The sequence below is a fragment of the Pedobacter africanus genome (genome assembly GCF_040548825.1).
Taxonomy (GTDB): domain Bacteria; phylum Bacteroidota; class Bacteroidia; order Sphingobacteriales; family Sphingobacteriaceae; genus Pedobacter; species Pedobacter africanus_A.
The window spans coordinates 358,087-381,238 of the sequence record NZ_JBEPSL010000002.1 but is presented as its reverse complement, the minus strand read 5'-3'; the positions used below and the strand labels follow the sequence as shown (position 1 = coordinate 381,238).

The following is a 23,152-nucleotide window of genomic DNA, read 5'->3' as shown; positions in this document are numbered from 1 at the left end:
AAACATGATCGTATACGGAATACCAAACTGCAATACAGTAAAAAAAGCCAGGACCTGGCTGGAAGAAAATGGCTTTAATGCGGAGTTTCATGATTTCAAAAAGAAAGGCATCACCGCCGAAAAACTAAACGAGTGGTGCAATATTTTTGGCTGGGAGCAGGTGCTGAACAAAAAAGGAACCACCTGGAGAGGTTTAAGTGCAGATGTGCAGCAGAAGGCAACCGATCAGAAAGGCGCGGTAGAGGTTTTACTGCAGTATACCAGTGCCATTAAACGCCCGGTTATTGAGGTCGACGGAAAACCGGTACTGATCAGTTTTAACGAAGCACAATACGCTGAGGTGTTGAAATAGTTTGCTGAATGGCAGGGTGTTTGTAAACTTTAACGGGAAACCATTCTTGTTAATTTATGTTAAATTATATATTTAACTCATGAACACCCTTACATTTGATTATGCTTAAACATCTGCTGCTGTTCCTGCTCATTGCCACGCCTTTTGTGCTGCTGGCCCAGAATTCGGTTTCGGGAACAGTGTATGATTTTGACAACAAAACCTTCCCCCTGCAGAATGTTAAGGTAAAAAACCTGAGCAATAACCAGCTTACACTGACCAAAGCTGCCGGTCAGTTCTCTATTTCTGCCCGCGTGGGCGATTTGCTGGAGTTTTCTATGATGGGTTACCATACAGATACCCTATATTTAATTAATCTGCTGCCAAAAACCATATACCTGCCCGGTAATTCAACGGCTTTAAAAGAAGTGGAAGTGGTTGGTGTAAGAATTAATCCTTCCATTTTAGCACCCGACCCGCAGGCAAGGGCCTATAAACGTTTTACGCCCGACGGGTTGCAGGGAAAAGGCAATAACGACCGGGCGGGGGGATTGCTCTTTAACCTTGGCTATGGTAAATACAAACGGCAGCAGGAAAAAATAAGGCAACTGGAAGAACGCGACCGTTACCAGAATGAGATCAATACCATTTTTACCGAAGAGTATGTCTCTGACCTGGTTAAGTTAAAGGGACAGGACCTGAAGGATTTTATGGCCATGTACCGGCCGCCGGAAGAGCTGGTAAAGAGCGAAAGGCCTTTTAATTATGCAATGTATACAATTAAGGCCTATCATACCTGGCTAAAACTTCCGCCCGAGCAAAGAAGGAACCCACCCATGCCGGTGTTAAAGGTTAACTAATAAAACCGTTACAATACACCCGGATAATAATTCATTTGATATCTTTAGTGGAAAACCAATACTTTCATATGATTCATAAATCAACTCTCACCTGGGCATTGCTGTGCTTTTTAAGTTTAGGAGTGCTGGCGCAGGAGAATACTGCGGTAAGCAATTACGATCCTCATGCGGCGTTCAGCCCTTTGTTTTACACCCAGAACGGAAACGAATACCGCTCGGCAAATGGCGCCCCTGGGCCAAAATACTGGCAGAACCGTGCAGACTATAAAATTACCGCCAATCTGGATGAAACAAAAAATACAGTTTCGGGTACAGTAACCATTACGTATAAAAATAATAGTCCGGACCGGCTGCCATTTTTATGGCTGCAGCTGGACCAGAACCTGTTTTCGCCTGATTCACGTGGCAATTCCCTGATCGCTTCCGGTAGCCGTTATGGTTCAAGGGGGGAACAACTAAAAGGTGGTTATAAGATCAGCGGGATTGAGGTTTCCCAAAAAATGAAGCCGGTAAAATTCAGTACCTTAACAGAGGATACCCGGATGCAGATCAGGCTTGCAGCCCCTATGGAGGCAAATGGTGATATGATCAGCATAAAAATGAATTTTTCTTTTGTGATCCCCGCCAACGGATCGGACAGGATGGGGCACCTGGCCACAAAGAACGGAGAGATCTTTACCATAGCGCAATGGTTTCCGAGAATGAGCGTGTATGACGATATATTGGGCTGGAATACGCTGCCCTATTGGGGAGCGGGAGAGTTTTACTGTGAATATGGCGATGTGGACTTTTCGGTGACTGCTCCTGCCAGTCACATTGTGATGGGCTCCGGTGAATTGCTGAACCCACAGGAAGTTTTTACTGCAGAGCAGCTGAGGCGCTGGAATGCGGCAAAGCTGAGCGATAAAACCATAGCCATTCGATCGGAAACAGAAGTGACAGATCCAAAATCCCGTCCGGCTAAAGACAAGCTGACCTGGAAGTTCAGGATAAAAAATACCCGTGACGTGGCCTGGGGCTCTTCAAAGGCTTTTGTGCTGGATGCTGCCCGTATTAACCTGCCTAGTGGTAAAAAGGCACTTGCCGTTTCGGCACATCCTGTAGAAAGTAACGGTCAGGATAGCTACGGGCGTGGTGTAGAATATGTAAAAGGATCGGTAGAACACTATTCGAGTAAATGGTTTGAATATCCTTATCCGATGGCGGTGAATGTTGCCTGCAATGTTGGAGGGATGGAATACCCGGGAATCGTATTCTGTGGCTGGCGTGCAAAAAAGGGCGCTGCCTGGGGGGTAATTGACCATGAATTCGGGCATACCTGGTTCCCGATGATTGTGGGCAGCAATGAACGTAAGTTCGGCTGGATGGATGAGGGCTTCAATACCTTTATCAATGGGATATCTTCGGCAGCCTTTAACAATGGGGAGTATAAACAGGAACCCGCCGATATGCACAACATTGCCAGAGGCATTTCGAGGCCTGAAGTAGAATCGATTATGCTGAGCCCGGATGCCATGAAAGAGGCAAACATTGGCTTAAACCTTTATTATAAACCGGGCTGGGGACTGGACATTCTGCGTGATCAGGTGCTTGGTGCCGATCGCTTTGATTATGCTTTCAGGAATTACATTGCCCAGTGGGCCTATAAACATCCCAGTCCCTTTGATTTTTTCCGTTCCATGGAAAATGCTGCAGGTGAAGACCTTTCCTGGTTTTGGAGGGGTTGGTTTTTAGAGAACTGGAAAATGGACCAGGCCATTGCTGATGTGAAGGAGGTTAAAAAAGATGGTGCCTTAACCGGATACAATATTGTAGTGGCCAACCTGGAGAAGATGCCGATGCCGGTTATACTGCAGGTTAAAACCAAAAGCGGAAAAACAGAAACGGTGAAGCTCGGTGTGGATGTATGGATGAGGAATAAAACCTGGACCGTCTATTATCCGAGTACTGAAGATGTGGTTGCCGTAGTGCTGGACCCAGATAAGGTTTTGCCGGATGTAAATGAGGGGAACAACCGCTGGGGTCAAAATTAAGTCCTTGAAAACGGGGGGCAAAAAAAAGAAAATAGAGATCAAAAATTACCATTCTCTTCTGAGGCTGCATAATTTCAGTTTTTTCTAATGAAAAAACTAAAAAGACACTAGGCCTCTTCAGAGAAGGTAATTTTTGTGTGAAGCCAAAAAAGGAAGGTCGGTCTTGTCCGTGTTTTATTTTACCCTGTAATGCTATATCCATATAAGATACTGGTATTATACACTATAGATGCTTCAGTGTTGGGCCGTATCCTGTAGGGTGTTGGTTCGGTAAATACCGAACGAAGTCCGAATTAACACTGGCCCTGCTTCGCCTGGAGAGCGAAGTAGCAAAAGTGTAATATTGGAGGAACATTACTGCAGCTGCAGGATGACCCCATTGCCTAACCCCCTGCTTGGCCACCCTGCTTAACCCAAAAATTACCTTCTCTGATGCGCCTTATTTTTATGCGCTGAAAGCGCCTTAAAAATTCAGCGCAGGAAGAGAACGGTTATTTTTGACGTTATTACTTTTGAAACTTTTCTTTCAGTTTCTCCAGGTCAACAACCACCTCAGTTTCATCCAGCCGGATCAGCCAGCCTTTCTGTTTGAGCAGGGCAATTTCTTCTTTGGCTACAGAAAGGTCTTTGCCTTTGATGCTCCTGTGAAAAATAATGGGCGATTTGGGTTCAACGTTTGCCTTGGTACTGCTCAGTATTTCCAACCTGAATTCAGGCCAGATCTGTATGTCGCCCAGTTGGGCAGAATAAATCCTTTTTGTGGTATTTGGGTCAACGGTGCCCGCAAACTCTCCTTTGAAGGTATCCTGTTTTGCTGTTGTAAAAGCAGCCAGCAATTGATAGGAGCTTTCATTAACCAGGTGGAAATGGGCTACGGAGCTGCTGTGCTGGTCGGTCACCAGGGCCAGGTAAATTCCATCCTTTTTAAATTCTGCTTCCGGTACTGTGACCTGAGATTTGGAAGGGATGAGCTCTTCACCGGGCATGTCGCCATGCACCAATGTTACTTTGGAGGCCAGAACGGGGATTTCAAAATCATTGGAATCGGTTACGCCGATGGTGTCTTTGTCGATAATGCGGGTGATATATCCTTCGATGTTCTCGTCTACGAAACGAACAAAATCGCCTAGTTTTAAATTCATATGCTTTAATGTTTTATGCGCTGCCATAGCGCGGGTGATGGTGTGTATTGCCGGAATTGATGGGGCCGGTATGCAAATCTAGTTATTCTTATTATTTTTGCGCTATGGCAGAAAAAGAACAGGCAAATAATCCGCTCCATGGCAAAACACTGGAGTTTATATTGAAGCAGCTGGTATGGCACTATGGCTGGGAGGAATTGGGACAGCTGGTACGCATTGCCTGTTTCAACAATAACCCGACCATGAACTCGAGCCTGAAGTTTTTGCGAAAGACCGATTGGGCACGTAAAAAGGTGGAAAGGTTATACCTGAATACATTTCACTAAAACGATTGAACAAGCGAACTTACAATGAGCATCCCAAAGCCAGTTAAATTTTATTCCTTTCTTTTCCTTTTGAGTTTATCATTTGCCGCCGCTAACCTGCATGCGCAGGAAGTGCAGGATACGCGGAACAGCATAGAGTTTGCCCCGCAGGTATCTTTAGGGGTATTTACCGCGCAGCACAAATTAAGCGGTACCGCATATGGGGGCGAACTCATTTATCACATGAGCACTACTGCCAATCCAAGACCATGGATGAAAATGCTGAACCTGAAGAGCCTGGACCTGGTATTTAATTACAAGAAGATGAGTAACATTGTGATGGAATCGGATCCGCGTCCGGATAGGTTTGGTGATTCCTATGCGCTGATTGCTGCACTTAATTTTTCGTTGCTGAAGGGTAAAAATACGGAACTTTTTGTTACCCCGGGCCTGGGAATGGGCTATCTGGGCGAAACCTGGTTTACGAATGAGAACGTGCTGGTGGGCAGTCACCTTAACTTTTCTTCGCGGATTGCCCTGAAGCTGGCGACCAAAATCGGGCCGGCTACGCGCTTGTCGGCCGGACTGGATATTCTGCATTTCTCCAATGGGGGTACACGGGTGCCCAATAACGGGATGAACATCAGCAGCGTTAGCCTGGGATTGATACAATCTTTAAAAACAAAATCCGCGGCGGATACTTCTTCCTGGAGAAAGCCGATGGATTATAAGAAACACAGCATAGATATTGGTGTGAACATAGGGCGCCGCGGCGTTTACAGGAGTAAAGACGGCCTATACAAAACAGGTTTATATGCGGGTTACAATTACCGTCTGAATAGTGTGCTGGGTTTTGGCGCGGGGCTGGATGCGGTATATTACCATACCATTTACGACCCCTTAAGAAATACGGAAACCTATCAGTCTAAAGCCAGTTCGTTTGACAGGTGGAGGGTAGGTTTGGCGGTGGGCCCGGATTTATGGATGGGGCGAATGGCCATGAGTGTGAAATATGGCTATTACATGCATTATAACAGTTTAATGAACATCAAGACCTATTGGACACCAGGACTGAAGTACAATGTGCTGGACTGGGCAGCTGTGCAGGCTAAAATATATATACACGAAACAGAAGCCGATTTTGTAGGCTTTGGCTTTATTTTTACGCCTTAGCTTTAGGCTGTTGGTCTTTAAGGGATTAATTTTCTGTTAACCCCTTGATTTATAAAATGTATTGTCTTACCTTTGCAGTCCCTTATTGAGGGGTATAGTTTTTAAACATAAATAAAAAAGTAAAAAAGGAACAATGCCAACCATTCAACAATTAGTTAGAAAAGGTAGAGTAGCACTGGAGTTCAAGAGTAAGTCTCCGGCGTTGGACAGCTGTCCACAGCGAAGAGGTGTATGTACACGTGTATATACCACTACCCCTAAAAAACCAAACTCAGCAATGCGTAAAGTAGCGCGTGTACGTTTAACCAATGGTAAAGAGGTTAATGCTTACATCCCTGGAGAAGGTCACAACTTACAGGAGCACTCGATCGTATTGATCCGTGGTGGTCGTGTTAAAGATTTACCAGGTGTACGTTATCACATCATTCGTGGCGCACTGGATACTTCAGGTGTTGCGGGTCGTAACCAACGTCGTTCGAAATATGGTACTAAACGCCCTAAACCAGGACAAGCAGCAGCAGCTCCTGCAAAAGGTAAAAAGAAATAATTAGGAGGAAAGAAAAATGAGAAAGTCAAAACCAAAAAAGAGAATTATCCTTCCTGATCCAAAATTTAACGACGTTCAGGTAACAAGGTTTGTAAACAATATGATGTTTGATGGAAAAAAATCTATCGCTTATTCTATTTTTTACGATGCTGTTGAACTTGCTGAGAAAAAAGCAGGTGAAAACGGTTTGGAAGTATGGAAACGTGCTTTAGCCAACGTAATGCCAGCTGTTGAGGTAAAATCACGCCGTGTAGGTGGTGCAAACTTCCAGGTTCCTACCGAGGTAAGACCTGACCGTAAGATTGCATTGGGTATGAAATGGTTAATTTCATATGCTCGTAAACGTGGTGAAAAAACAATGAAAGAGAAATTAGCAGGTGAAATCGTTTCAGCAGCTAAAGGTGAAGGTGCAGCGGTTAAGAAAAAAGAAGATACGCATAAAATGGCTGAGGCCAATAAAGCGTTCTCTCATTTCCGTTTCTAATCATATAGAATCATAAAATGTCAAGAGATTTAAAATTTACAAGAAATATTGGTATTGCTGCGCACATTGATGCTGGTAAAACTACAACTACTGAGCGTATTCTTTATTACGCAGGTGTAAACCATAAAATTGGTGAGGTACACGAAGGTGCATCTACAATGGACTGGATGGTACAGGAAGCGGAACGCGGAATAACCATCACCTCTGCTGCTACTACCGTTTTCTGGCCATACCGCGGTAATAAATACCAGGTAAACGTTATTGATACTCCGGGACACGTGGATTTTACCGTAGAGGTAAACCGCTCGTTACGTGTATTGGACGGATTGGTGTTTTTGTTTTCAGCTGTTGATGGTGTTGAGCCTCAATCTGAAACAAACTGGCGTTTAGCTAACAACTACGCAGTTCCACGTATCGGTTTCGTAAACAAAATGGACCGTTCAGGAGCTGATTTCTTAAAAGTTGTTAAACAGGTTAAAGACATGTTGGGCAGTCACGCTGTTCCATTGCAATTGCCGATCGGTGCTGAAGATAGCTTCAAAGGTGTGGTTGACCTGATCAACAACCGTGGTATTGTTTGGAATGAGCACGATAAAGGTATGACCTTTACTGAAGTTCCGATTCCTGATGATATGCTGGATGAAGTTGCACAGTGGAGAGAGAACTTACTGGAAGCAGTGGCTGACTATGATGAGTCGTTAATGGAGAAATTCTTTGACGATCCTAACTCCATCACTGAGCGTGAAATCCTTGATGCATTGCGTAAAGCTACTTTGGACGCTAAGATCGTTCCTATGGTTTGCGGTTCATCTTTCAAAAACAAAGGTGTTCAAACCATGCTTGACCTGGTAATGGAATTGCTTCCTTCGCCAATGGATGTGGAAGGTATCACTGGTACCAACCCGAACACAGGAGAAGAAGTAGTGCGTAAACCGGATGTAACTGAGCCTTTCTCGGCACTTGCATTTAAAATTGCAACCGATCCTTTCGTTGGTCGTTTGTGCTTTATCCGTGTTTATTCAGGTAACCTGGAAGCTGGTTCATATGTATACAATGCACGTTCTGAAAACAAAGAGCGTATTTCACGTATCTTCCAGATGCACGCCAACAAGCAAAACCCGATCCCTAACGTAGGTGCCGGTGATATTGCTGCGGTTGTAGGATTTAAAGACATCAAAACAGGGGATACCCTTTGTGATGAGAAGAATCCGATCATCCTTGAATCTATGAACTTCCCTGATCCGGTTATCGGTTTGGCTATTGAGCCTAAAACTCAGGCTGACGTGGATAAATTAGGTATCGCTTTAGGTAAACTGGCTGAAGAGGATCCTACATTTAAAGTTCAGACAGACGAAGAAACAGGTCAGACTGTAATTTCAGGTATGGGTGAGCTTCACTTAGACATCCTGATTGACCGTTTGAAACGTGAGTTTAAAGTAGAAGTAAACCAGGGAGCTCCTCAGGTTGCTTACAAAGAGGCAATTACAGGTACTACACAGCACCGTGAAACCTACAAAAAACAAACTGGTGGTCGTGGTAAGTTTGCTGATATCCAGGTGATCATTTCTCCGATTGATGCTGATTACGAAAAAGGCGGATTACAATTCGTTAACGAGATTGTAGGTGGTTCAATTCCTCGTGAGTTTATCCCTTCAGTTGAGAAAGGTTTTGCTGCAGCCATGTCTAATGGTGTTGTTGCAGGTTATCCGCTTCCTGATATGAAAGTTCGTTTGATTGATGGTTCATTCCACGCAGTCGATTCGGATGCTTTATCTTTTGAGATCGCAGCACGTTCTGCTTTCCGTGAGGCTTTACCTAAATGTAAGCCTGTATTGATGGAGCCGATCATGAAAATTGAAGTGCTTACCCCGGAAGAGAACATGGGTGATGTAATGGGTGACTTAAACCGTCGTCGTGGACAGCTGCAAGGTATGGACACACGTAATGGTGCCCAGGTAATCAAAGCCTTAGTTCCACTTTCGGAGATGTTTGGTTATGTAACCCAGTTGCGTACCATTACTTCAGGCCGTGCAACTTCTACTATGGAGTTTGATCACTACGAGCCAGCTCCTAGAAACGTTCAGGAAGAGGTGATTGCAAAATCAAAAGGAAAAGTTAAATCTTTAGATTAATTTTTAAAATAAACTGGCTGCCGGTTATTAATAGCTCTAACCGGCAGCTTTAATTCAAAAATAACATGAGCCAAAGAATCAGAATCAAATTAAAATCTTACGATTATAATCTGGTAGATAAATCTGCAGAGAAAATCGTAAAAACGGTTAAACCTACGGGTGCAGTGGTTAGCGGACCGATTCCGTTGCCTACAGAAAAGAAAGTTTTCACTGTGTTGCGTTCACCGCACGTGAACAAAAAAGCACGTGAACAGTTTCAATTGTGTGCTTACAAACGTTTGTTAGACATTTATAGCTCTAACTCAAAAACAGTTGATGCTTTAATGAAACTTGAACTACCTAGCGGTGTTGAAGTGGAAATCAAAGTTTAACTATATTGACAGTTAAAGAAAAAGCCTTTCTGAATTTTCAGAAAGGCTTTTTTATTGCCGGCTTCCGAAGCTTTATCTTTTGCTCCTTAGCTCATCCAGTTTATTACGTTCGTCCTGAAGCTCGCGGGCAAGTTTTTTCTCTTTGTCGTTTGCCTTGGTCTTATAGTTCTGGTATTCCTGGGAGATCTCTTCATATAAACTACTGCGGTACCGGGCTTCATGGATATGTTTTGCCGACCGCAGAATAACAACGGCAAGTGCTGCAGCCAGTCCGATAATGAGGCTCCATACGATGGTATTATAGGTAGATTTGGTAAAGGATATGCCCAATACACTGATCTCGTTTACTTTAGCATTTGTACTGGCTAGCGTGCTTTCTTTACCACTGATCTGGGTTTTAAGCTCTATAATACTTTGTTCCTGTTCCCTGATCTTTTTTGTGGCGTTGGCCAGTTGACGGCGGTCTGTAGTCAGCGTGTCCCTCACGTTTTGCCAGAAGGCGCTCATTCTGTTCGGGTTTACCAGTTTGTAACCGTTTAAGGTTTTTGACTTTGAAAGCATGAGCTGGTATTGGCCTCTGAGGCTTGGATCGGCCTTGGTGGTATCTGGTACTGACTGGCCCTGAGCGTTGAAGCTAAGTATGAAAGCCGAAATAATTGGGAATAGAATTTTTTTCATCTTCAAATAAGGATATTGGTTTATGTCTAATTTAACAATGATATTTTAATTTTATTGTGTTCAGTCTGCAGATAGTATATTTGTAGCAATGTCGGTATTACTATTTACAATTATAGTTTTGGCTGGAGCTTTTTTAGCCGGACTGGTTGGGTCGCTCACCGGCTTAGGGGGCGGAGTGATCATTATTCCGCTGCTGACACTGGCATTGGGGGTTGACATACATTACGCTATAGGTGCTTCTATTATCTCTGTAATTGCGACATCCTCTGGATCTGCGGCTGCCTACGTGAAGGAGGGGATTACCAATATCCGTATAGGCATGTTCCTGGAGATTGCCACGACCATCAGTGCCATTATTGGTGCTGTGGTTACTGTTTATATCAATCCGAGTTATATTGCTGTTATTTTCGGACTGATCCTTTTGTTCTCTGCTGCCATGATGGTGAGGAAGAAGGTGGACCGCTCAGATAACGATACCTCGGGGAAGCTGGCGGTGTTTTTTAAGCTGAACGGTTCCTATCCGGTGGACGGTGTAGTCAAAAAATATGCTGTCCATAATGTAGCCGGTGGTTTTTTTATGATGTTCATCGCCGGGATCATCTCGGGTTTACTGGGAATTGGTTCCGGTGCGCTGAAGGTCATTGCGATGGACAACATCATGCGCATTCCTTTTAAGGTATCCACCACGACCAGCAATTTTATGATGGGGGTAACTGCTGCAGCAAGTGCAATTGTTTACCTGCACCGGGGGCAGATTGATCCGGGAATTGCCATGCCGGTTACTGTGGGCGTACTGTTGGGGGCTACTATTGGTTCCAAGATCCTGGTAAAAACGAAGACAGACAAACTGAAAGTTGTATTTGCGGTTGTGGTTACTTTTCTGGCGCTTCAAATGATTTATAATGGCTTATCGGGTAAGTTATGAGTAAAGGGGACAAAAATTTCTTTGCAGATAAAGACATCCAGGTGATCCTGGGTACCTTGCTGCGTGTTGGGGTCATTGCAGCGATGAGCGTTGTGCTTGTCGGTGGTTTCATCTATTTGTTTTTTAACCATAACGCAAGTGTGGACTACAGTAATTTTGATGCGGGAAAGTCGGGCTTATCGTCTATTGCCTCAATTCTTCATGGTTTAAAGACGATGGACGGGGCCGCAATTATACAGTTTGGTACGGTATTGTTGATTTTTACACCGATTGCAAGGGTTGTTTTTTCCGTTTTCAGCTTCCTTATAGAGCGGGATTACCTGTATGTTCTGATCGGTTTATTTGTTTTATGCATTATTCTGTATAGTTTAAGCGATAAGCTGGTGGGCTAAAACTTGCTTTAACTGCATGCTGTCCGGTCAAAACAAATTTTTAGTATTTATTTGAAAAAATAATTAGCTAACTATTTGAAAATTAAGATTTCTTTCCTATTTTTGCCGTCCCTTAACGGGGAGTGTATCCACCTTGAACGAAGCCCTACTGCTTCGATGGGTGTTAAATTAAAAAAAGAAAATGTCAGGTATTATTGGAAAAAAAGTAGGAATGACCAGCATTTTCGACGCCGACGGTAAGAATATACCATGTACGGTGATCGAAGCTGGACCTTGTGTTGTAACACAGGTAAAGACCGCAGAGAAAGACGGTTACGTTTCAGTTCAGTTAGGTTTCGACGAAGCTAAAGAAAAGAACACCACCATGCCCCTTAAAGGCCACTTTGCAAAAGCAAAGACTACCCCAAAACGTAAACTGGTTGAATTTGAGCCGTTTGAAGAGTCACTTAACTTAGGTGATACCGTAACGGTTAACATTTTTAACGAAGGTGATTTCGTGGATGTAGTTGGTACTTCAAAAGGTAAAGGATTCCAGGGTGTTGTAAAACGTCATGGTTTCGGCGGTGTTGGCGGACAGACTCACGGACAGCACAACAGGATGCGTGCTCCAGGTTCGTTGGGTGCTGCTTCGTATCCTTCTCGCGTATTTAAAGGTATGCGTATGGCGGGTAGAATGGGTGGCGACAGGGTAAAGATTCAGAACTTACAGGTTTTGAAAGTTTATGCTGATCAAAATCTGGTTGTAGTTAGTGGTTCCATACCAGGAGCTAAGGGTTCTTACGTAATCTTAGATAAGTAAGCAGATGGAAGTTAAAGTATTAAACATTTCAGGAAAAGAGACAGGTGCCAAGGTGCAGCTTCCTGAGTCGGTATTTGGCATTACGCCTGTAGACCACGCAATTTATTTAGATGTAAAGCAATATCTGGCGAATCAACGTCAGGGAACGCACAAATCTAAGCAACGTAATGAGATTGCTGGTTCGACCCGTAAATTATACAAACAAAAAGGTACAGGTGGTGCCCGTGCAGGAAGTATAAAATCTCCATTGTTTAACGGTGGTGGTCGTGTATTTGGTCCTCAGCCTCGTGATTACAGTTTTAAACTGAACAAGAAGCTGAAGTCACTGGCGCGTAAGTCGGCTTTATCATACAAAGCAAAAGACAACAATGTAGTTGTTCTGGAGGATTTTACTTTTGATACGATCAAAACTAAAAACTACATCAATCTGGTTAGTGCATTAAACCTGACTAACGAAAAGACATTGTTGGTTTTACCTTCACAAAATAACAATATCTATTTATCAAGCAGAAACATTCAGAAAGCGAAAGTAATCACTGCAGATCAGTTAAATACTTATGATGTATTGAACTGCGGCAAACTTTTGTTAACTGCGGATTCTGTTAAAACACTGGAGGAGGCATTTGCCAAGTAATATGGAATTTTTAAAGAAACCAATATTAACAGAGAAAGCTTCTGCATTAACAGAAAAGTCTAACCGCTTTACTTTTAAAGTAGAACACAAAGCAAACAAGTTGCAGATTAAACAAGCCATTGAGAAAATGTACGGCGTAAGCGTTTTAGCTGTCAATACATTGGTTGTAAGTGGTAAAGTTAAGTCCAGAAACACCAAAGGTGGATTAGTTACGGGACGTAGCCCGAAATACAAGAAAGCGATTGTAACCCTGGCAGCAGGAGAAACAATTGATTATTACTCGAATATTTAATAAGAATTGAATTATTTATAAACTATGGGCTTAAGAAAATTTAAACCAGTTACTCCGGGAACCCGCTTTAGAGTTGGTGCCAGCTTTACGGAGATTACAGCAACCAAGCCCGAAAAATCATTGGTTGTATCTTCTAAGAAATCGGGAGGACGTAACAATACAGGAAAGATGACCATGCGCTATATGGGTGGTGGCCACAAAAAATCTTACCGTTTAATTGATTTTAAACGTGATAAGTTTGATATTCCTGCAACAGTAGCTACTGTTGAGTACGATCCAAACCGTACTGCACGCATCGCATTGTTAAACTATGCTGATGGCGAGAAGCGTTATATTATTGCACCGGAAGGATTGCAAGTTGGGCAAAAGGTAGTGTCGGGTGATACTGCAACTCCAGAAGTGGGTAATACTTTGAAATTGAGCAATATTCCTTTGGGATCTATCATCCACAACGTGGAGATTCATCCGGGTCGTGGTGCTCAGCTGGCACGTAGCGCCGGTGCTTATGCACAATTGGCTGCACGCGATGGTAAATATGCAACATTGAAAATGCCTTCAGGCGAAACCAGGTTGATCCTGATCACTTGTCTGGCTACGATAGGAGCTGTTTCCAATTCAGATCATGCAAATGAAGTATTAGGTAAAGCTGGTCGCAGCCGTTGGCTGGGCCGTCGTCCGAGAACACGTCCGGTAGCGATGAACCCTGTAGATCACCCAATGGGTGGTGGTGAGGGCCGCTCATCAGGAGGTCAGCCTCGTTCAAGAAACGGTGTATATGCCAAAGGCTATAAAACCCGTCAACTTAAAAAATACTCAAATCGTTTCATCATAGAGAAAAGGAAGAAATAATGGCTCGTTCGATTAAAAAAGGACCTTATATTGACCATAACGTAGAGAAGAAAGTAGTCTCTATGAATGATTCAGGCAAGAAGTCTGTAATTAAAACTTGGTCTCGCAGATCAATGATCTCACCAGATTTTGTGGGTCATACATTTGCAGTACATAACGGTAATAAATTTATACCGGTATACGTAACAGAAAACATGGTTGGTCATAAACTGGGAGAGTTTGCTCCAACCAGAACATTTAGGGGACACTCTGAAAAGAAAAAATAATTAAGAGATGGAAGCAGTAGCGAAATTAAACAATTGTCCAACCTCACCACGTAAAATGCGTTTGGTTGTAGATCTTATCAGAGGTGAGCGTGTGGAGAAAGCTTTACATATTTTAAAGTTTACCAATAAAGACGCAGCAGTAAGAGTTGAGAAACTATTATTGTCGGCTATCAAAAACTGGGAGACTAAAAATGAAGGTTCTCGCCCTGAAGAAAACCAGTTATACGTGAAAACGATAATGGTAGGCGGTGGTCGTCAGTTAAAAAGATTAAGACCAGCTCCTCAAGGACGTGGTTACAGAATACGTAAGCGTTCAAACCATGTAACTTTGGTAGTAGATAGTAAAAACGTTGAAACTCAAACTAATTAACAGAAATGGGACAAAAAGCACATCCAATAGGTAACAGGTTAGGAATCATCAAAGGTTGGGATTCTAACTGGTTCGGTGGCAACAACTATGCTGATAAATTAGTTGAGGACGAAAAAATAAGAAAATACCTTTCTGCACGTATCGCTAAAGGCGGCGTAGCTAAAGTGGTAATTGAGCGTACGTTAAAACGTATCACTGTTACGATCCACACTGCCCGTCCGGGTATTGTGATCGGTAAAGCAGGACAGGAAGTTGACAAGATCAAGGAAGAGTTGAAAAAATTGACTAAAAAGGAAATTCAGATCAACATTTTTGAGATCAAACGTCCTGAGCTTGATGCACAACTGGTAGCAGAAGGTGTTGCAAAACAATTAGAAGCAAGGATCTCATTCCGTAGGGCAATGAAATCTACTATCGCATCAACTATGCGTATGGGCGCTGAAGGTATCAAAATTATGACTTCTGGTCGTTTAGGTGGTGCTGAGATGGCTCGTAGCGAACAGTATAAAGAAGGAAGAATTCCTTTGCATACTTTCCGTGCAGACATTGACTATGCATTGGCAGAAGCTTTGACTACTTATGGTAAAATAGGTGTTAAAGTATGGATCTGTAAAGGTGAAGTTTACGGTAAACGTGATCTTTCTCCTAACATCGGCTCAACGGGCAATGCTCCGGGCAAAGGTGGCAGACCAGAAGGTGCTTTCGGTGGTGGAAGAGACAGAGACAACCGTGGCGGTGGCGACAGAAGAAACGATAACCGTGGAGGAAATCGTGGCGGAAGAGGCCCTGGTCAAGGCGGCCCTGGTGCAGGAAGAGATAATAGAGGTGGAAATTCTCAAAACAGAGGTCCTCGTAAATAATTAGTTAACAGATCGTTTAACGATAATATTAGAATAAAATGTTACAGCCAAAAAGAACGAAGTTCAGAAAGATGCAAAAGGGCAGAATGAAAGGTTTAGCAACTCGTGGTGCTGAATTGTCATTCGGATCTTTCGGGATCAAATCTCTAGAGTCGACCTGGATCACCAGTCGCCAGATAGAGGCAGCCCGTATCGCGGTAACTCGTTTCATGAAACGTGAAGGTCAGGTATGGATTAGAATATTCCCGGACAAACCGGTAACTAAGAAGCCTGCTGAGGTACGTATGGGTAAAGGTAAAGGTGCCCCTGAGTATTGGGTAGCCGTTGTTAGACCCGGACGTATTATTTTTGAAGCTGAAGGTGTGCCTTTGGAGATTGCCAAAGAAGCAATGCGTTTAGCAGCTCAGAAATTACCGATCCAGACAAAATTTGTAGTACGTAGAGATTACGTAGAGGCATAAAAAAGGATGGGTTGAATGTTGTAAGTAACTTGTTATTATAACCGCTGGACCCACAATATAAAAATTAATAAAATGAAGAACTCAGAAATTACAGGGCTTTCACAAGAAGAGCTAGTAGCCAGGATTGCAGAAGAGACAGAGAACTTAGTAAAGTTAAAGTTTGCGCATACAATTTCGGCTATAGAGAACCCAAGCCGCATCAAGAAGGTTAGGAGAAATATTGCCCGATTAAATACTGAAGTGACTAAGCGTAAAGCTCAGTCTGCTACTGAAACTAAATAACTTTAGAGTCGAAATGGAAAGACAATTAAGAAAAACAAGAACCGGGTTGGTGGTAAGCAATAAGATGGATAAATCTATTGTGGTAGCGGTAGAACGTAAAGTGAAACACCCGATCTATGGTAAGTTTGTTAAGAAAACTACCAAATTTATGGCTCATGACGAGAAAAACGATTGCGGTATTGGTGATACAGTACTGATCATGGAGACTCGTCCGCTGAGTAAGAACAAGAACTGGAGATTAGTGCAAATTTTAGAAAGGGCTAAATAACATGGTACAACAGGAATCAAGATTAAACGTAGCCGACAATAGCGGCGCAAAAGAAGTATTGGTTATCCGTGTACTTGGTGGTACCGGAAAGCGTTATGCTTCTATCGGTGACAAGATCGTTGTTACCGTTAAAAGTGCATTGCCTTCAGGAAACATCAAGAAAGGAACAGTTTCTAAAGCAGTTGTGGTAAGGACAAAGAAAGAGATCAGACGTAAAGATGGTTCTTACATCCGTTTCGACGACAATGCAGCAGTATTATTAAATGCACAAGATGAGCCACGTGGTACACGTATCTTTGGCCCGGTAGCAAGAGAACTGCGTGAAAAACAATTCATGAAAATTGTATCATTAGCACCGGAGGTATTATAAAATGAAAAATAAAGTAACTACACCAAAGATAAAAATCCGTAAAGGCGATTTAGTTAAGGTTATAGCCGGAGATTCAAAAGGTCAGCAGGGAACTGTACTTTCAGTATTGATTGCACAGAGCAGAGTACTTGTAGAAGGTGTTAACCTGGTATCAAAACATACAAAACCAAATGCTGCTACCCCAAATGGTGGTATCATTAAAAAAGAGGCTGCTCTTCATATTTCTAACGTGGCGCTGATCGATCCTAAGACAGGTAAAACTACGCGCGTTGGCAGAAAGCTTAATGCTGATGGGAAATTAGTTAGGGTATCTAAAAAATCAGGAGAGGAGATCAAATAATGGCTTACGTACCAAGATTAAAAAGTAAATATAAAGAGGAAATTGTAACTGCGCTTAAAGAGAAGTTCAATTACAAGAGCGTTATGCAGGTTCCTAAGTTAGAGAAAATTGCAATCAACCAGGGTGTTGGCCGTTTTTCTGTGACTGACAAGAAAATTATGGACAGCTCTATTTTGGAGATGACCACAATTTCAGGACAGCAGGCAGTAGGAGCAAAATCTAAAAAAGATATCTCAAACTTTAAATTACGTAAAGGTATGCCGGTAGGTGTACGTGTAACTTTACGTGACAACAACATGTATGAGTTTTTAGATCGTTTAATTTCCGTAGCTTTGCCACGTATCCGTGATTTCAAAGGTATCAATGATAAAGGTTTTGATGGAAAAGGTAATTACACTTTAGGTGTAACTGAGCAGATCATCTTCCCTGAGATCAACATTGATAAAATCAACAAGATTTTAGGTATGGATATTACCTTTGTAACAAGTGCTACTACTGATGTTGAAGCATTGGAACTTTTAAAACAATTTGGGTTACCATTTAAAAATCAAAAAACAGAGCAATAATGGCAAAAGAAGGTGTAAAAGCTCGCGAAATTAAGCGCCAGAAGCTGGTTGCTAAGTATGCTGAGAAACGTGCAGAACTTAAAGCTGCAGGTGATTACGCAGGATTAGACAAGTTACCAAAAAACTCATCGGCTGTACGTTTGCACAACCGTTGCAAGTTAACTGGTCGTCCACGTGGTTATATGCGTACTTTCGGTATATCAAGGGTATTGTTCCGTGATATGGCTTTAGCAGGTAAAATCCCTGGAGTAAGAAAAGCAAGCTGGTAATACAGCTTGCATGCGTTTAAGGTAATCGCCTTAAACCAACAACAAGAATTAACCGATGGAAGGTCGTCCCGAATGGGTCGGGAAGGAAACCACTATCACAATTATATAAAAGATGAATACAGATCCAATAGCAGATTATCTTACAAGGGTAAGAAATGCCATCAAGGCAAATCACAGAATTGTAGAGATTCCTGCGTCGAACCTTAAAAAGGAAATCACTAAAGTACTTTTTGACAAAGGTTACATTGCCAATTACAAATTTGAGGATACTACAACTCAGGGCGTTATTAAAATAGCTTTAAAATACAATGCTATTACTAAGATCCCTGCAATCCGTACGTTAACCCGTATCAGTAAACCAGGTTTAAGGCAATATGCCGGTGTAGAGAATATGCCGAGAGTATTAAACGGTTTAGGTATTGCAATTTTATCTACATCCAAGGGTGTTATGACTGATAAAGAGGCTGCCAAACTAAACATTGGTGGCGAAGTTTTGTGTCACGTTTATTAATTAAAGGAGGATAGCAAAATGTCAAGAGTAGGAAAAGCCCCAATTAATGTACCTGCAGGAGTAACTGTTACTGTATCAAAAGATAACGTAGTAACTGTTAAAGGACCTAAAGGAGAATTAACTCAAGCAGTAGATACAGATATCACTGTAAGTCAGGAAGACGGCGTATTAACTGTACAACGTCCCTCAGAACAAAAAAGACACAAAGCATTACATGGTTTATACCGCGCTTTGATCTATAATATGGTTGTTGGTGTAACACAAGGTTATAAAGTAGAACAGGAATTGGTAGGTGTGGGTTACCGTGCCACTAATCAGGGAAATACTTTGGACCTGGTTTTAGGTTATTCTCACCACTATGTTTTCCAATTACCGGAAGAGATTAAGGTAACTACAACCTCAGAAAAAGGTCAGACTCCTAAAATCATTTTAGAGAGCATTGACAAACAATTGATAGGACAGGTAGCAGCGAAGATCCGTTCGTTACGTGCACCAGAGCCATATAAAGGTAAAGGTATCAAGTTTGTAGGCGAAGTGTTAAGAAGAAAAGCAGGTAAATCAGCTTCTAAAAAATAATCATCATGGCAGGGAAAAAATTATCTCGTAGAGATCGTATAAAAAAAGGAATCAGAAAAAGATTAACAGGTTCTGAAAGCCGTCCACGTTTATCGGTTTATAGAAGCAATAAAGGGATTTATGCTCAAATCATTAACGATGTAACCGGTAGTACAATTGTATCAGCTTCATCTTTATCTAAAGATTTTTCAGGTACCGGCAACAAATCTGAGCAATCAGTAGCAGTTGGTAAATTAGTAGCTGAAAAGGCAATAGCAGCAGGTATCAAGCAAGTAGTTTTCGATAGAAATGGCTATTTGTACCACGGCCGCGTTAAGTCGCTGGCTGAAGGTGCCCGTGAAGCTGGTTTAGAATTTTAATCTGAAAATTAGATAAGGATGTCAACTATCAATATAAAAAGAGTTAAGACTAGCGAGATCGAATTAAAAGATCGTTTAGTTAGCATACAACGCGTAGCCAAAGTAACCAAGGGTGGTCGTACTTTCAGCTTCTCAGCAATCGTAGTTGTTGGAGATGAGAACGGAATCGTAGGTTACGGATTGGGTAAAGCGAAAGAGGTAACAGAAGCAATTGCCAAGGGCGTTGATGATGCCAAAAAGAACCTGGTAAAGGTTCCTTTGCTGAATGGCACTGTACCTCACGAGCAGATCGGTAAATTTTCAGGAGGTTTTGTTTTGATCAAACCTGCTGCAGTTGGTACCGGTGTTATTGCTGGTGGTGCGATGCGTGCTGTATTAGAGAGTGCCGGTGTACATAACGTACTGGCAAAATCAAAAGGTTCATCAAATCCTCACAACGTGGTAAAAGCAACTGTAGACGCATTGACTAAAATGCGTGATGCTTATACTGTAGCGCAGCAGCGTGGTGTTGATTTAAATAAAGTTTTTAACGGATAACATCATGGCTAAGATCAAAATAACCCAGATAAAAAGCGTTATCGACAGAAGCGAGCGCCAGAAAAGGACCATGCAGGCTTTAGGTTTAACTAAAATGAACCAAAGCGTAGAGGTTGAAGCTACTGCTGCCATTATCGGAATGGTAAGAAAAGTGAATCACTTAGTAGCAATAGAAAGTATATAAATTTTTTTAAAGGTTGTAAATGTAGTTAATATAATTACATTTGCAACCTTTGTATATTGTTTAACCGTTGTCCCTGATTAGTGAAAGCGAAGGGCAACACAATAAGTTTCAAGAAATGAACTTAAGTAATTTAAAACCTGCAGCAGGTTCTACTAAAAACAGTAAAAGAATTGGTCGTGGTACCGGTTCAGGTCGTGGTGGTACTTCCACCCGTGGACACAAAGGTGCAGGATCACGTTCAGGACATTCGACTAAGGTTGGATTCGAAGGTGGTCAGATGCCATTACAACGCCGCGTACCTAAGGTAGGTTTCAAACCTATTAACCGTGTGGAATACGTAGGTGTAAACCTGGACGTATTACAAGGTCTGGCTGAAAAATTTAACTTAACAACTATAGATTTCGCTGCTCTGCAACAACATGGCCTGGCATCTAAAAATGATTTGGTTAAAATTTTAGGTCGCGGTGAAGTTAAATCTAAGATAGAAGTTAAAGCACATGCTTTTTCTGCAAGCGCACAAAAAGCTATTGAGGCTGTTGGAGGCTCAATCGAAAAATTGTAATTAATGAAGAAGCTGTTTACTACTTTAAGTAATATTTGGAAAATTCAGGAATTGAAAGAGCGTATCGTTTTTACGCTCGTAATTCTTTTGGTTTATAGGTTTGTATCGCACGTGGTGTTGCCAGGTGTTGATGCAACACTTTTAGGCGATAATACAAAGTCTGGCATTTTAGGTCTACTGGATATGTTTGCCGGAGGATCCTTTTCAAGGGTGTCTATCCTTGCCTTGGGTGTCATGCCTTATATTTCTGCCTCTATTGTAGTTCAGCTATTGGGTATTGCCGTTCCTTCTTTTCAGAAAATGCAGAAGGAGGGAGAAAGCGGCAGGAAAAAGCTCAACCAGATTACCCGCTATTTAACTGTAGCCATTACCGCTGTTCAGGCGATAGGTTATGTTAAAACACAGGTTCCAGCTGAGGCGATCATCATAGATCATACATTGTTCTTTGTTGTTGCCACGTTTGTTTTGGCAGCAGGAACGTTATTTGTAATGTGGCTTGGTGAGAAGATAACTGACAAAGGTATTGGAAACGGTATTTCACTGATCATTATGGTTGGTATCATTGCCCGTTTACCGGTTGCGTTATCTCAGGAAGTAAGTTCAAGAGTAGTGGGTGATGGTGGTGGATTAATTGCACTTATTATTGAGATTGTGGCCCTGTTTGCTGTTGTAATGTTTACCATTATGATTGTGCAGGGGGTTCGTAAAGTGCCGGTTCAGTATGCAAAAAGAATTGTAGGCAACAGGCAGTTTGGTGGTGTAAGACAGTATATTCCTTTAAAGGTTAATGCTGCCGGAGTGATGCCGATCATCTTTGCCCAGGCATTGATGTTTATCCCGGCCACTTTAACCGGGTTTTTCCCATCGCTGCAAAACACCTGGCTGATACAGTTCAGTGATTATACTTCACTGGCTTACAGCTTAACGTTCGCATTTTTAATTATCGCATTTACTTTCTTTTATACTGCTATTACTGTTAACCCGACCCAGATGTCGGACGACATGAAAAAGAATGGTGGATTTATACCGGGAATTAAACCTGGATTATCTACGTCCTCATTTATTGATGATGTGATTTCCAAGATCACTTTCCCTGGTGCAGTCTTTTTAGCAATCATTGCTATTTTGCCTTCTGTTGCAGTTAAGTTTGGAATCAAATCGGAGTTCGCACATTTCTATGGCGGTACATCGCTGTTGATTCTGGTAGGTGTGGTTTTAGATACTTTACAACAGATCGAGAGTTATTTATTGATGCGTCATTACGACGGATTGATGAAGACAGGTAGAGTTACCGGTCGTACAGGAATTCCTGCTGCGAGTGGTAGTAATGCAGTGATTTAGTTAACAAATGTCTAAAATCTATTATAAATCTCAGGAAGAGATAGAGCTGATCAGGGAAAGTTCTTTGCTCGTATCAAAAACCTTGGCGGAAGTAGCTAAAGTGATTGGTCCCGGAATAACGACAAAGAAGTTAAATGATCTGGCTGAAACATTTATAAGGGATCACGGTGCAATTCCGGCCTTTTTAAATTATAATGGATTCCCTTATTCTTTATGTATTTCCCCGAATGAGCAGGTTGTTCATGGATTTCCGGGGGAATATGTAATTCAGGAGGGGGATTTGATCTCGGTAGATTGCGGTGTAATTAAAAATGATTTTTTTGGGGATTCTGCCTATACCTTTTCAATTGGAGAGATAGACGCGGAACGCAAAAAACTGGTAGAAGTTACACAGGAGTGTTTAAGACTGGCGATAGAAAAGGCCGTTGTTGGTTCGAGAATTGGTGATGTGGGTTTTGCTGTACAGGCTTATGCAGAGGCGAATGGATTTGGAGTAGTGAGGGAGCTGGTTGGTCATGGTGTAGGTGTTAAATTGCACGAGAAACCTGAGGTGCCAAATTATGGCAAGCGGGGGAGTGGAATTAAGCTTGAGGAGGGAATGGTGATTGCGATAGAGCCAATGATCAATGCGGGGACGGCAGGCGTTAAATTTTGGTCTGATGGCTGGACAGTTACCAGCAAGGATAACAAGCCATCAGCACATTTTGAACACACTGTTGCAGTAAAAAAGGGTAATGCAGATGTTTTATCAACCTTTTCATTCATTGAAGAAGTTTTAAAAGAAAAAAAGTAAATAATTAAATTTTTTTATTTAATTTTGCATCCCTGTTTAATAGCAGCTAATTAAGTAAAAATCAATATTATATGGCTAAACAAGCCTCAATTGAACAAGACGGTGTAATAAGAGAAGCATTATCGAATGCTATGTTTCGGGTTGAACTGGAAAATGGTCATGAGATTATTGCGCATATCTCTGGAAAAATGAGGATGCATTATATCAAAATTTTACCAGGGGACAAAGTCAAATTAGAGATGTCGCCTTACGATTTATCAAAGGGCAGGATTACTTATAGATACAAATAA

At 42.1% G+C, this 23,152-nt stretch carries 36 protein-coding genes; 34 read left to right on the top strand and 2 right to left on the bottom strand.

Translation table 11 applies throughout. The annotated features are described in order from the left end of the window. Positions 1-4 precede the first annotated feature (4 nt). From ABIE26_RS11830 to ABIE26_RS11820, 3 genes are all read left to right on the top strand, one after another. Positions 5-352, top strand: a complete 348-nt coding sequence (locus ABIE26_RS11830; RefSeq protein WP_310142727.1) for an arsenate reductase — start codon at positions 5-7, stop codon at positions 350-352. A gap of 101 nt (positions 353-453) precedes the next feature. Further along, on the top strand, positions 454-1,191 hold the full coding sequence (locus ABIE26_RS11825; RefSeq protein WP_310142728.1) for a hypothetical protein: 738 nt from the start codon (positions 454-456) through the stop codon (positions 1,189-1,191). Positions 1,192-1,259: 68 nt separating this feature from the next. Beyond that, the gene (locus ABIE26_RS11820) at positions 1,260-3,224 is read left to right on the top strand and encodes a M1 family metallopeptidase (RefSeq protein WP_310142729.1); all 1,965 of its coding nucleotides are present in this window, start codon (positions 1,260-1,262) and stop codon (positions 3,222-3,224) included. Between the two features lie 506 nt (positions 3,225-3,730). Here the strand turns inward: ABIE26_RS11820 and ABIE26_RS11815 are convergent. After that, complete coding sequence (locus ABIE26_RS11815; protein ID WP_310142732.1) at positions 3,731-4,366, bottom strand: hypothetical protein; 636 nt, start codon at positions 4,364-4,366, stop codon at positions 3,731-3,733. Positions 4,367-4,470: 104 nt separating this feature from the next. Between ABIE26_RS11815 and ABIE26_RS11810 the strand changes: the two genes are divergently transcribed. From ABIE26_RS11810 to rpsJ, 6 genes are all read left to right on the top strand, one after another. Beyond that, complete coding sequence (locus ABIE26_RS11810) at positions 4,471-4,692, top strand: VF530 family protein (protein ID WP_310142733.1); 222 nt, start codon at positions 4,471-4,473, stop codon at positions 4,690-4,692. Positions 4,693-4,716: 24 nt separating this feature from the next. Beyond that, a complete protein-coding gene (locus tag ABIE26_RS11805; protein ID WP_354375679.1) occupies positions 4,717-5,844 on the top strand; it encodes an acyloxyacyl hydrolase in 1,128 nt (375 codons plus the stop codon). A gap of 133 nt (positions 5,845-5,977) precedes the next feature. Continuing rightward, positions 5,978-6,391 carry a 30S ribosomal protein S12 gene (gene rpsL, locus ABIE26_RS11800; protein WP_010599925.1) on the top strand — a complete coding sequence of 138 codons (414 nt, stop codon included), beginning with the start codon at positions 5,978-5,980 and terminating at the stop codon, positions 6,389-6,391. A 16-nt stretch (positions 6,392-6,407) separates the two neighbouring features. Then, positions 6,408-6,875, top strand: coding sequence for a 30S ribosomal protein S7 (rpsG, locus tag ABIE26_RS11795; protein ID WP_084237700.1), 468 nt, complete (start codon positions 6,408-6,410; stop codon positions 6,873-6,875). 17 nt (positions 6,876-6,892) lie between these two features. After that, positions 6,893-9,007 carry an elongation factor G gene (fusA, locus tag ABIE26_RS11790; RefSeq protein ID WP_310142755.1) on the top strand — a complete coding sequence of 705 codons (2,115 nt, stop codon included), beginning with the start codon at positions 6,893-6,895 and terminating at the stop codon, positions 9,005-9,007. Positions 9,008-9,072: 65 nt separating this feature from the next. Further along, positions 9,073-9,378: a 30S ribosomal protein S10 gene (gene rpsJ, locus ABIE26_RS11785; RefSeq protein WP_084237698.1), complete on the top strand. Its 306-nt coding sequence runs from the start codon at positions 9,073-9,075 to the stop codon at positions 9,376-9,378. 72 nt (positions 9,379-9,450) lie between these two features. On the opposite strand, the gene ABIE26_RS11780 is transcribed toward rpsJ, so the two are convergent. Further along, complete coding sequence (locus ABIE26_RS11780) at positions 9,451-10,056, bottom strand: hypothetical protein (protein WP_310142759.1); 606 nt, start codon at positions 10,054-10,056, stop codon at positions 9,451-9,453. An 88-nt stretch (positions 10,057-10,144) separates the two neighbouring features. Here ABIE26_RS11780 and ABIE26_RS11775 point away from each other — a divergent pair, with 88 nt between their 5' ends. From ABIE26_RS11775 to infA, 25 genes are all read left to right on the top strand, one after another. Further along, positions 10,145-10,981 carry a sulfite exporter TauE/SafE family protein gene (locus ABIE26_RS11775; protein ID WP_310142761.1) on the top strand — a complete coding sequence of 279 codons (837 nt, stop codon included), beginning with the start codon at positions 10,145-10,147 and terminating at the stop codon, positions 10,979-10,981. Continuing rightward, positions 10,978-11,373, top strand: a complete 396-nt coding sequence (locus ABIE26_RS11770; protein ID WP_310142762.1) for a DUF1634 domain-containing protein — start codon at positions 10,978-10,980, stop codon at positions 11,371-11,373. The genes ABIE26_RS11775 and ABIE26_RS11770 overlap by 4 nt, the downstream gene beginning before the upstream one ends. A gap of 181 nt (positions 11,374-11,554) precedes the next feature. Continuing rightward, on the top strand, positions 11,555-12,172 hold the full coding sequence (rplC, locus tag ABIE26_RS11765; RefSeq protein ID WP_310142763.1) for a 50S ribosomal protein L3: 618 nt from the start codon (positions 11,555-11,557) through the stop codon (positions 12,170-12,172). Between the two features lie 4 nt (positions 12,173-12,176). Beyond that, positions 12,177-12,806 (top strand): 50S ribosomal protein L4, encoded by a 630-nt coding sequence (gene rplD, locus ABIE26_RS11760; RefSeq protein ID WP_310142765.1) that lies wholly within the window; start codon positions 12,177-12,179, stop codon positions 12,804-12,806. A gap of 1 nt (position 12,807) precedes the next feature. Further along, a complete protein-coding gene (rplW, locus tag ABIE26_RS11755) occupies positions 12,808-13,098 on the top strand; it encodes a 50S ribosomal protein L23 (protein WP_084237692.1) in 291 nt (96 codons plus the stop codon). A 24-nt stretch (positions 13,099-13,122) separates the two neighbouring features. After that, positions 13,123-13,947, top strand: a complete 825-nt coding sequence (gene rplB, locus ABIE26_RS11750; protein ID WP_084237691.1) for a 50S ribosomal protein L2 — start codon at positions 13,123-13,125, stop codon at positions 13,945-13,947. After that, positions 13,947-14,213, top strand: a complete 267-nt coding sequence (gene rpsS / locus ABIE26_RS11745) for a 30S ribosomal protein S19 (protein ID WP_008244581.1) — start codon at positions 13,947-13,949, stop codon at positions 14,211-14,213. The genes rplB and rpsS overlap by 1 nt, the downstream gene beginning before the upstream one ends. Before the next feature lie 7 nt (positions 14,214-14,220). Continuing rightward, complete coding sequence (gene rplV, locus ABIE26_RS11740; protein WP_084237690.1) at positions 14,221-14,583, top strand: 50S ribosomal protein L22; 363 nt, start codon at positions 14,221-14,223, stop codon at positions 14,581-14,583. 5 nt (positions 14,584-14,588) lie between these two features. Beyond that, complete coding sequence (rpsC, locus tag ABIE26_RS11735) at positions 14,589-15,443, top strand: 30S ribosomal protein S3 (RefSeq protein WP_084237689.1); 855 nt, start codon at positions 14,589-14,591, stop codon at positions 15,441-15,443. A 38-nt stretch (positions 15,444-15,481) separates the two neighbouring features. Beyond that, the gene (gene rplP, locus ABIE26_RS11730; protein ID WP_008244578.1) at positions 15,482-15,904 is read left to right on the top strand and encodes a 50S ribosomal protein L16; all 423 of its coding nucleotides are present in this window, start codon (positions 15,482-15,484) and stop codon (positions 15,902-15,904) included. A 72-nt stretch (positions 15,905-15,976) separates the two neighbouring features. Then, positions 15,977-16,186, top strand: coding sequence for a 50S ribosomal protein L29 (rpmC, locus tag ABIE26_RS11725; RefSeq protein ID WP_310142788.1), 210 nt, complete (start codon positions 15,977-15,979; stop codon positions 16,184-16,186). Positions 16,187-16,199: 13 nt separating this feature from the next. Further along, complete coding sequence (rpsQ, locus tag ABIE26_RS11720) at positions 16,200-16,454, top strand: 30S ribosomal protein S17 (RefSeq protein ID WP_084237687.1); 255 nt, start codon at positions 16,200-16,202, stop codon at positions 16,452-16,454. Between the two features lies 1 nt (position 16,455). Next, positions 16,456-16,824, top strand: coding sequence for a 50S ribosomal protein L14 (gene rplN / locus ABIE26_RS11715; RefSeq protein ID WP_008244575.1), 369 nt, complete (start codon positions 16,456-16,458; stop codon positions 16,822-16,824). Between the two features lies 1 nt (position 16,825). Continuing rightward, positions 16,826-17,164 (top strand): 50S ribosomal protein L24, encoded by a 339-nt coding sequence (rplX, locus tag ABIE26_RS11710; RefSeq protein WP_310142802.1) that lies wholly within the window; start codon positions 16,826-16,828, stop codon positions 17,162-17,164. Then, positions 17,164-17,730 carry a 50S ribosomal protein L5 gene (gene rplE, locus ABIE26_RS11705; RefSeq protein ID WP_084237686.1) on the top strand — a complete coding sequence of 189 codons (567 nt, stop codon included), beginning with the start codon at positions 17,164-17,166 and terminating at the stop codon, positions 17,728-17,730. Before rplX ends, rplE begins: the two co-directional genes overlap by 1 nt. Continuing rightward, positions 17,730-17,999, top strand: a complete 270-nt coding sequence (gene rpsN, locus ABIE26_RS11700) for a 30S ribosomal protein S14 (RefSeq protein WP_084237685.1) — start codon at positions 17,730-17,732, stop codon at positions 17,997-17,999. The genes rplE and rpsN overlap by 1 nt, the downstream gene beginning before the upstream one ends. A 112-nt stretch (positions 18,000-18,111) precedes the next feature. Then, a complete protein-coding gene (gene rpsH / locus ABIE26_RS11695) occupies positions 18,112-18,510 on the top strand; it encodes a 30S ribosomal protein S8 (RefSeq protein ID WP_310142808.1) in 399 nt (132 codons plus the stop codon). A gap of 18 nt (positions 18,511-18,528) precedes the next feature. Continuing rightward, positions 18,529-19,086, top strand: coding sequence for a 50S ribosomal protein L6 (rplF, locus tag ABIE26_RS11690; RefSeq protein ID WP_310142809.1), 558 nt, complete (start codon positions 18,529-18,531; stop codon positions 19,084-19,086). A gap of 5 nt (positions 19,087-19,091) precedes the next feature. Further along, a complete protein-coding gene (gene rplR / locus ABIE26_RS11685) occupies positions 19,092-19,445 on the top strand; it encodes a 50S ribosomal protein L18 (protein WP_084237682.1) in 354 nt (117 codons plus the stop codon). A gap of 18 nt (positions 19,446-19,463) precedes the next feature. Then, positions 19,464-19,982, top strand: coding sequence for a 30S ribosomal protein S5 (rpsE, locus tag ABIE26_RS11680; RefSeq protein ID WP_084237681.1), 519 nt, complete (start codon positions 19,464-19,466; stop codon positions 19,980-19,982). Between the two features lie 4 nt (positions 19,983-19,986). Further along, on the top strand, positions 19,987-20,166 hold the full coding sequence (gene rpmD, locus ABIE26_RS11675) for a 50S ribosomal protein L30 (RefSeq protein ID WP_084237680.1): 180 nt from the start codon (positions 19,987-19,989) through the stop codon (positions 20,164-20,166). Positions 20,167-20,281: 115 nt separating this feature from the next. Continuing rightward, the gene (gene rplO, locus ABIE26_RS11670; RefSeq protein ID WP_084239617.1) at positions 20,282-20,728 is read left to right on the top strand and encodes a 50S ribosomal protein L15; all 447 of its coding nucleotides are present in this window, start codon (positions 20,282-20,284) and stop codon (positions 20,726-20,728) included. Between the two features lie 3 nt (positions 20,729-20,731). Then, positions 20,732-22,069: a preprotein translocase subunit SecY gene (gene secY, locus ABIE26_RS11665; protein ID WP_310142814.1), complete on the top strand. Its 1,338-nt coding sequence runs from the start codon at positions 20,732-20,734 to the stop codon at positions 22,067-22,069. A 7-nt stretch (positions 22,070-22,076) separates the two neighbouring features. Next, positions 22,077-22,862: a type I methionyl aminopeptidase gene (gene map, locus ABIE26_RS11660; protein WP_084237678.1), complete on the top strand. Its 786-nt coding sequence runs from the start codon at positions 22,077-22,079 to the stop codon at positions 22,860-22,862. Positions 22,863-22,933: 71 nt separating this feature from the next. Then, positions 22,934-23,152, top strand: a complete 219-nt coding sequence (gene infA, locus ABIE26_RS11655; protein ID WP_008244555.1) for a translation initiation factor IF-1 — start codon at positions 22,934-22,936, stop codon at positions 23,150-23,152.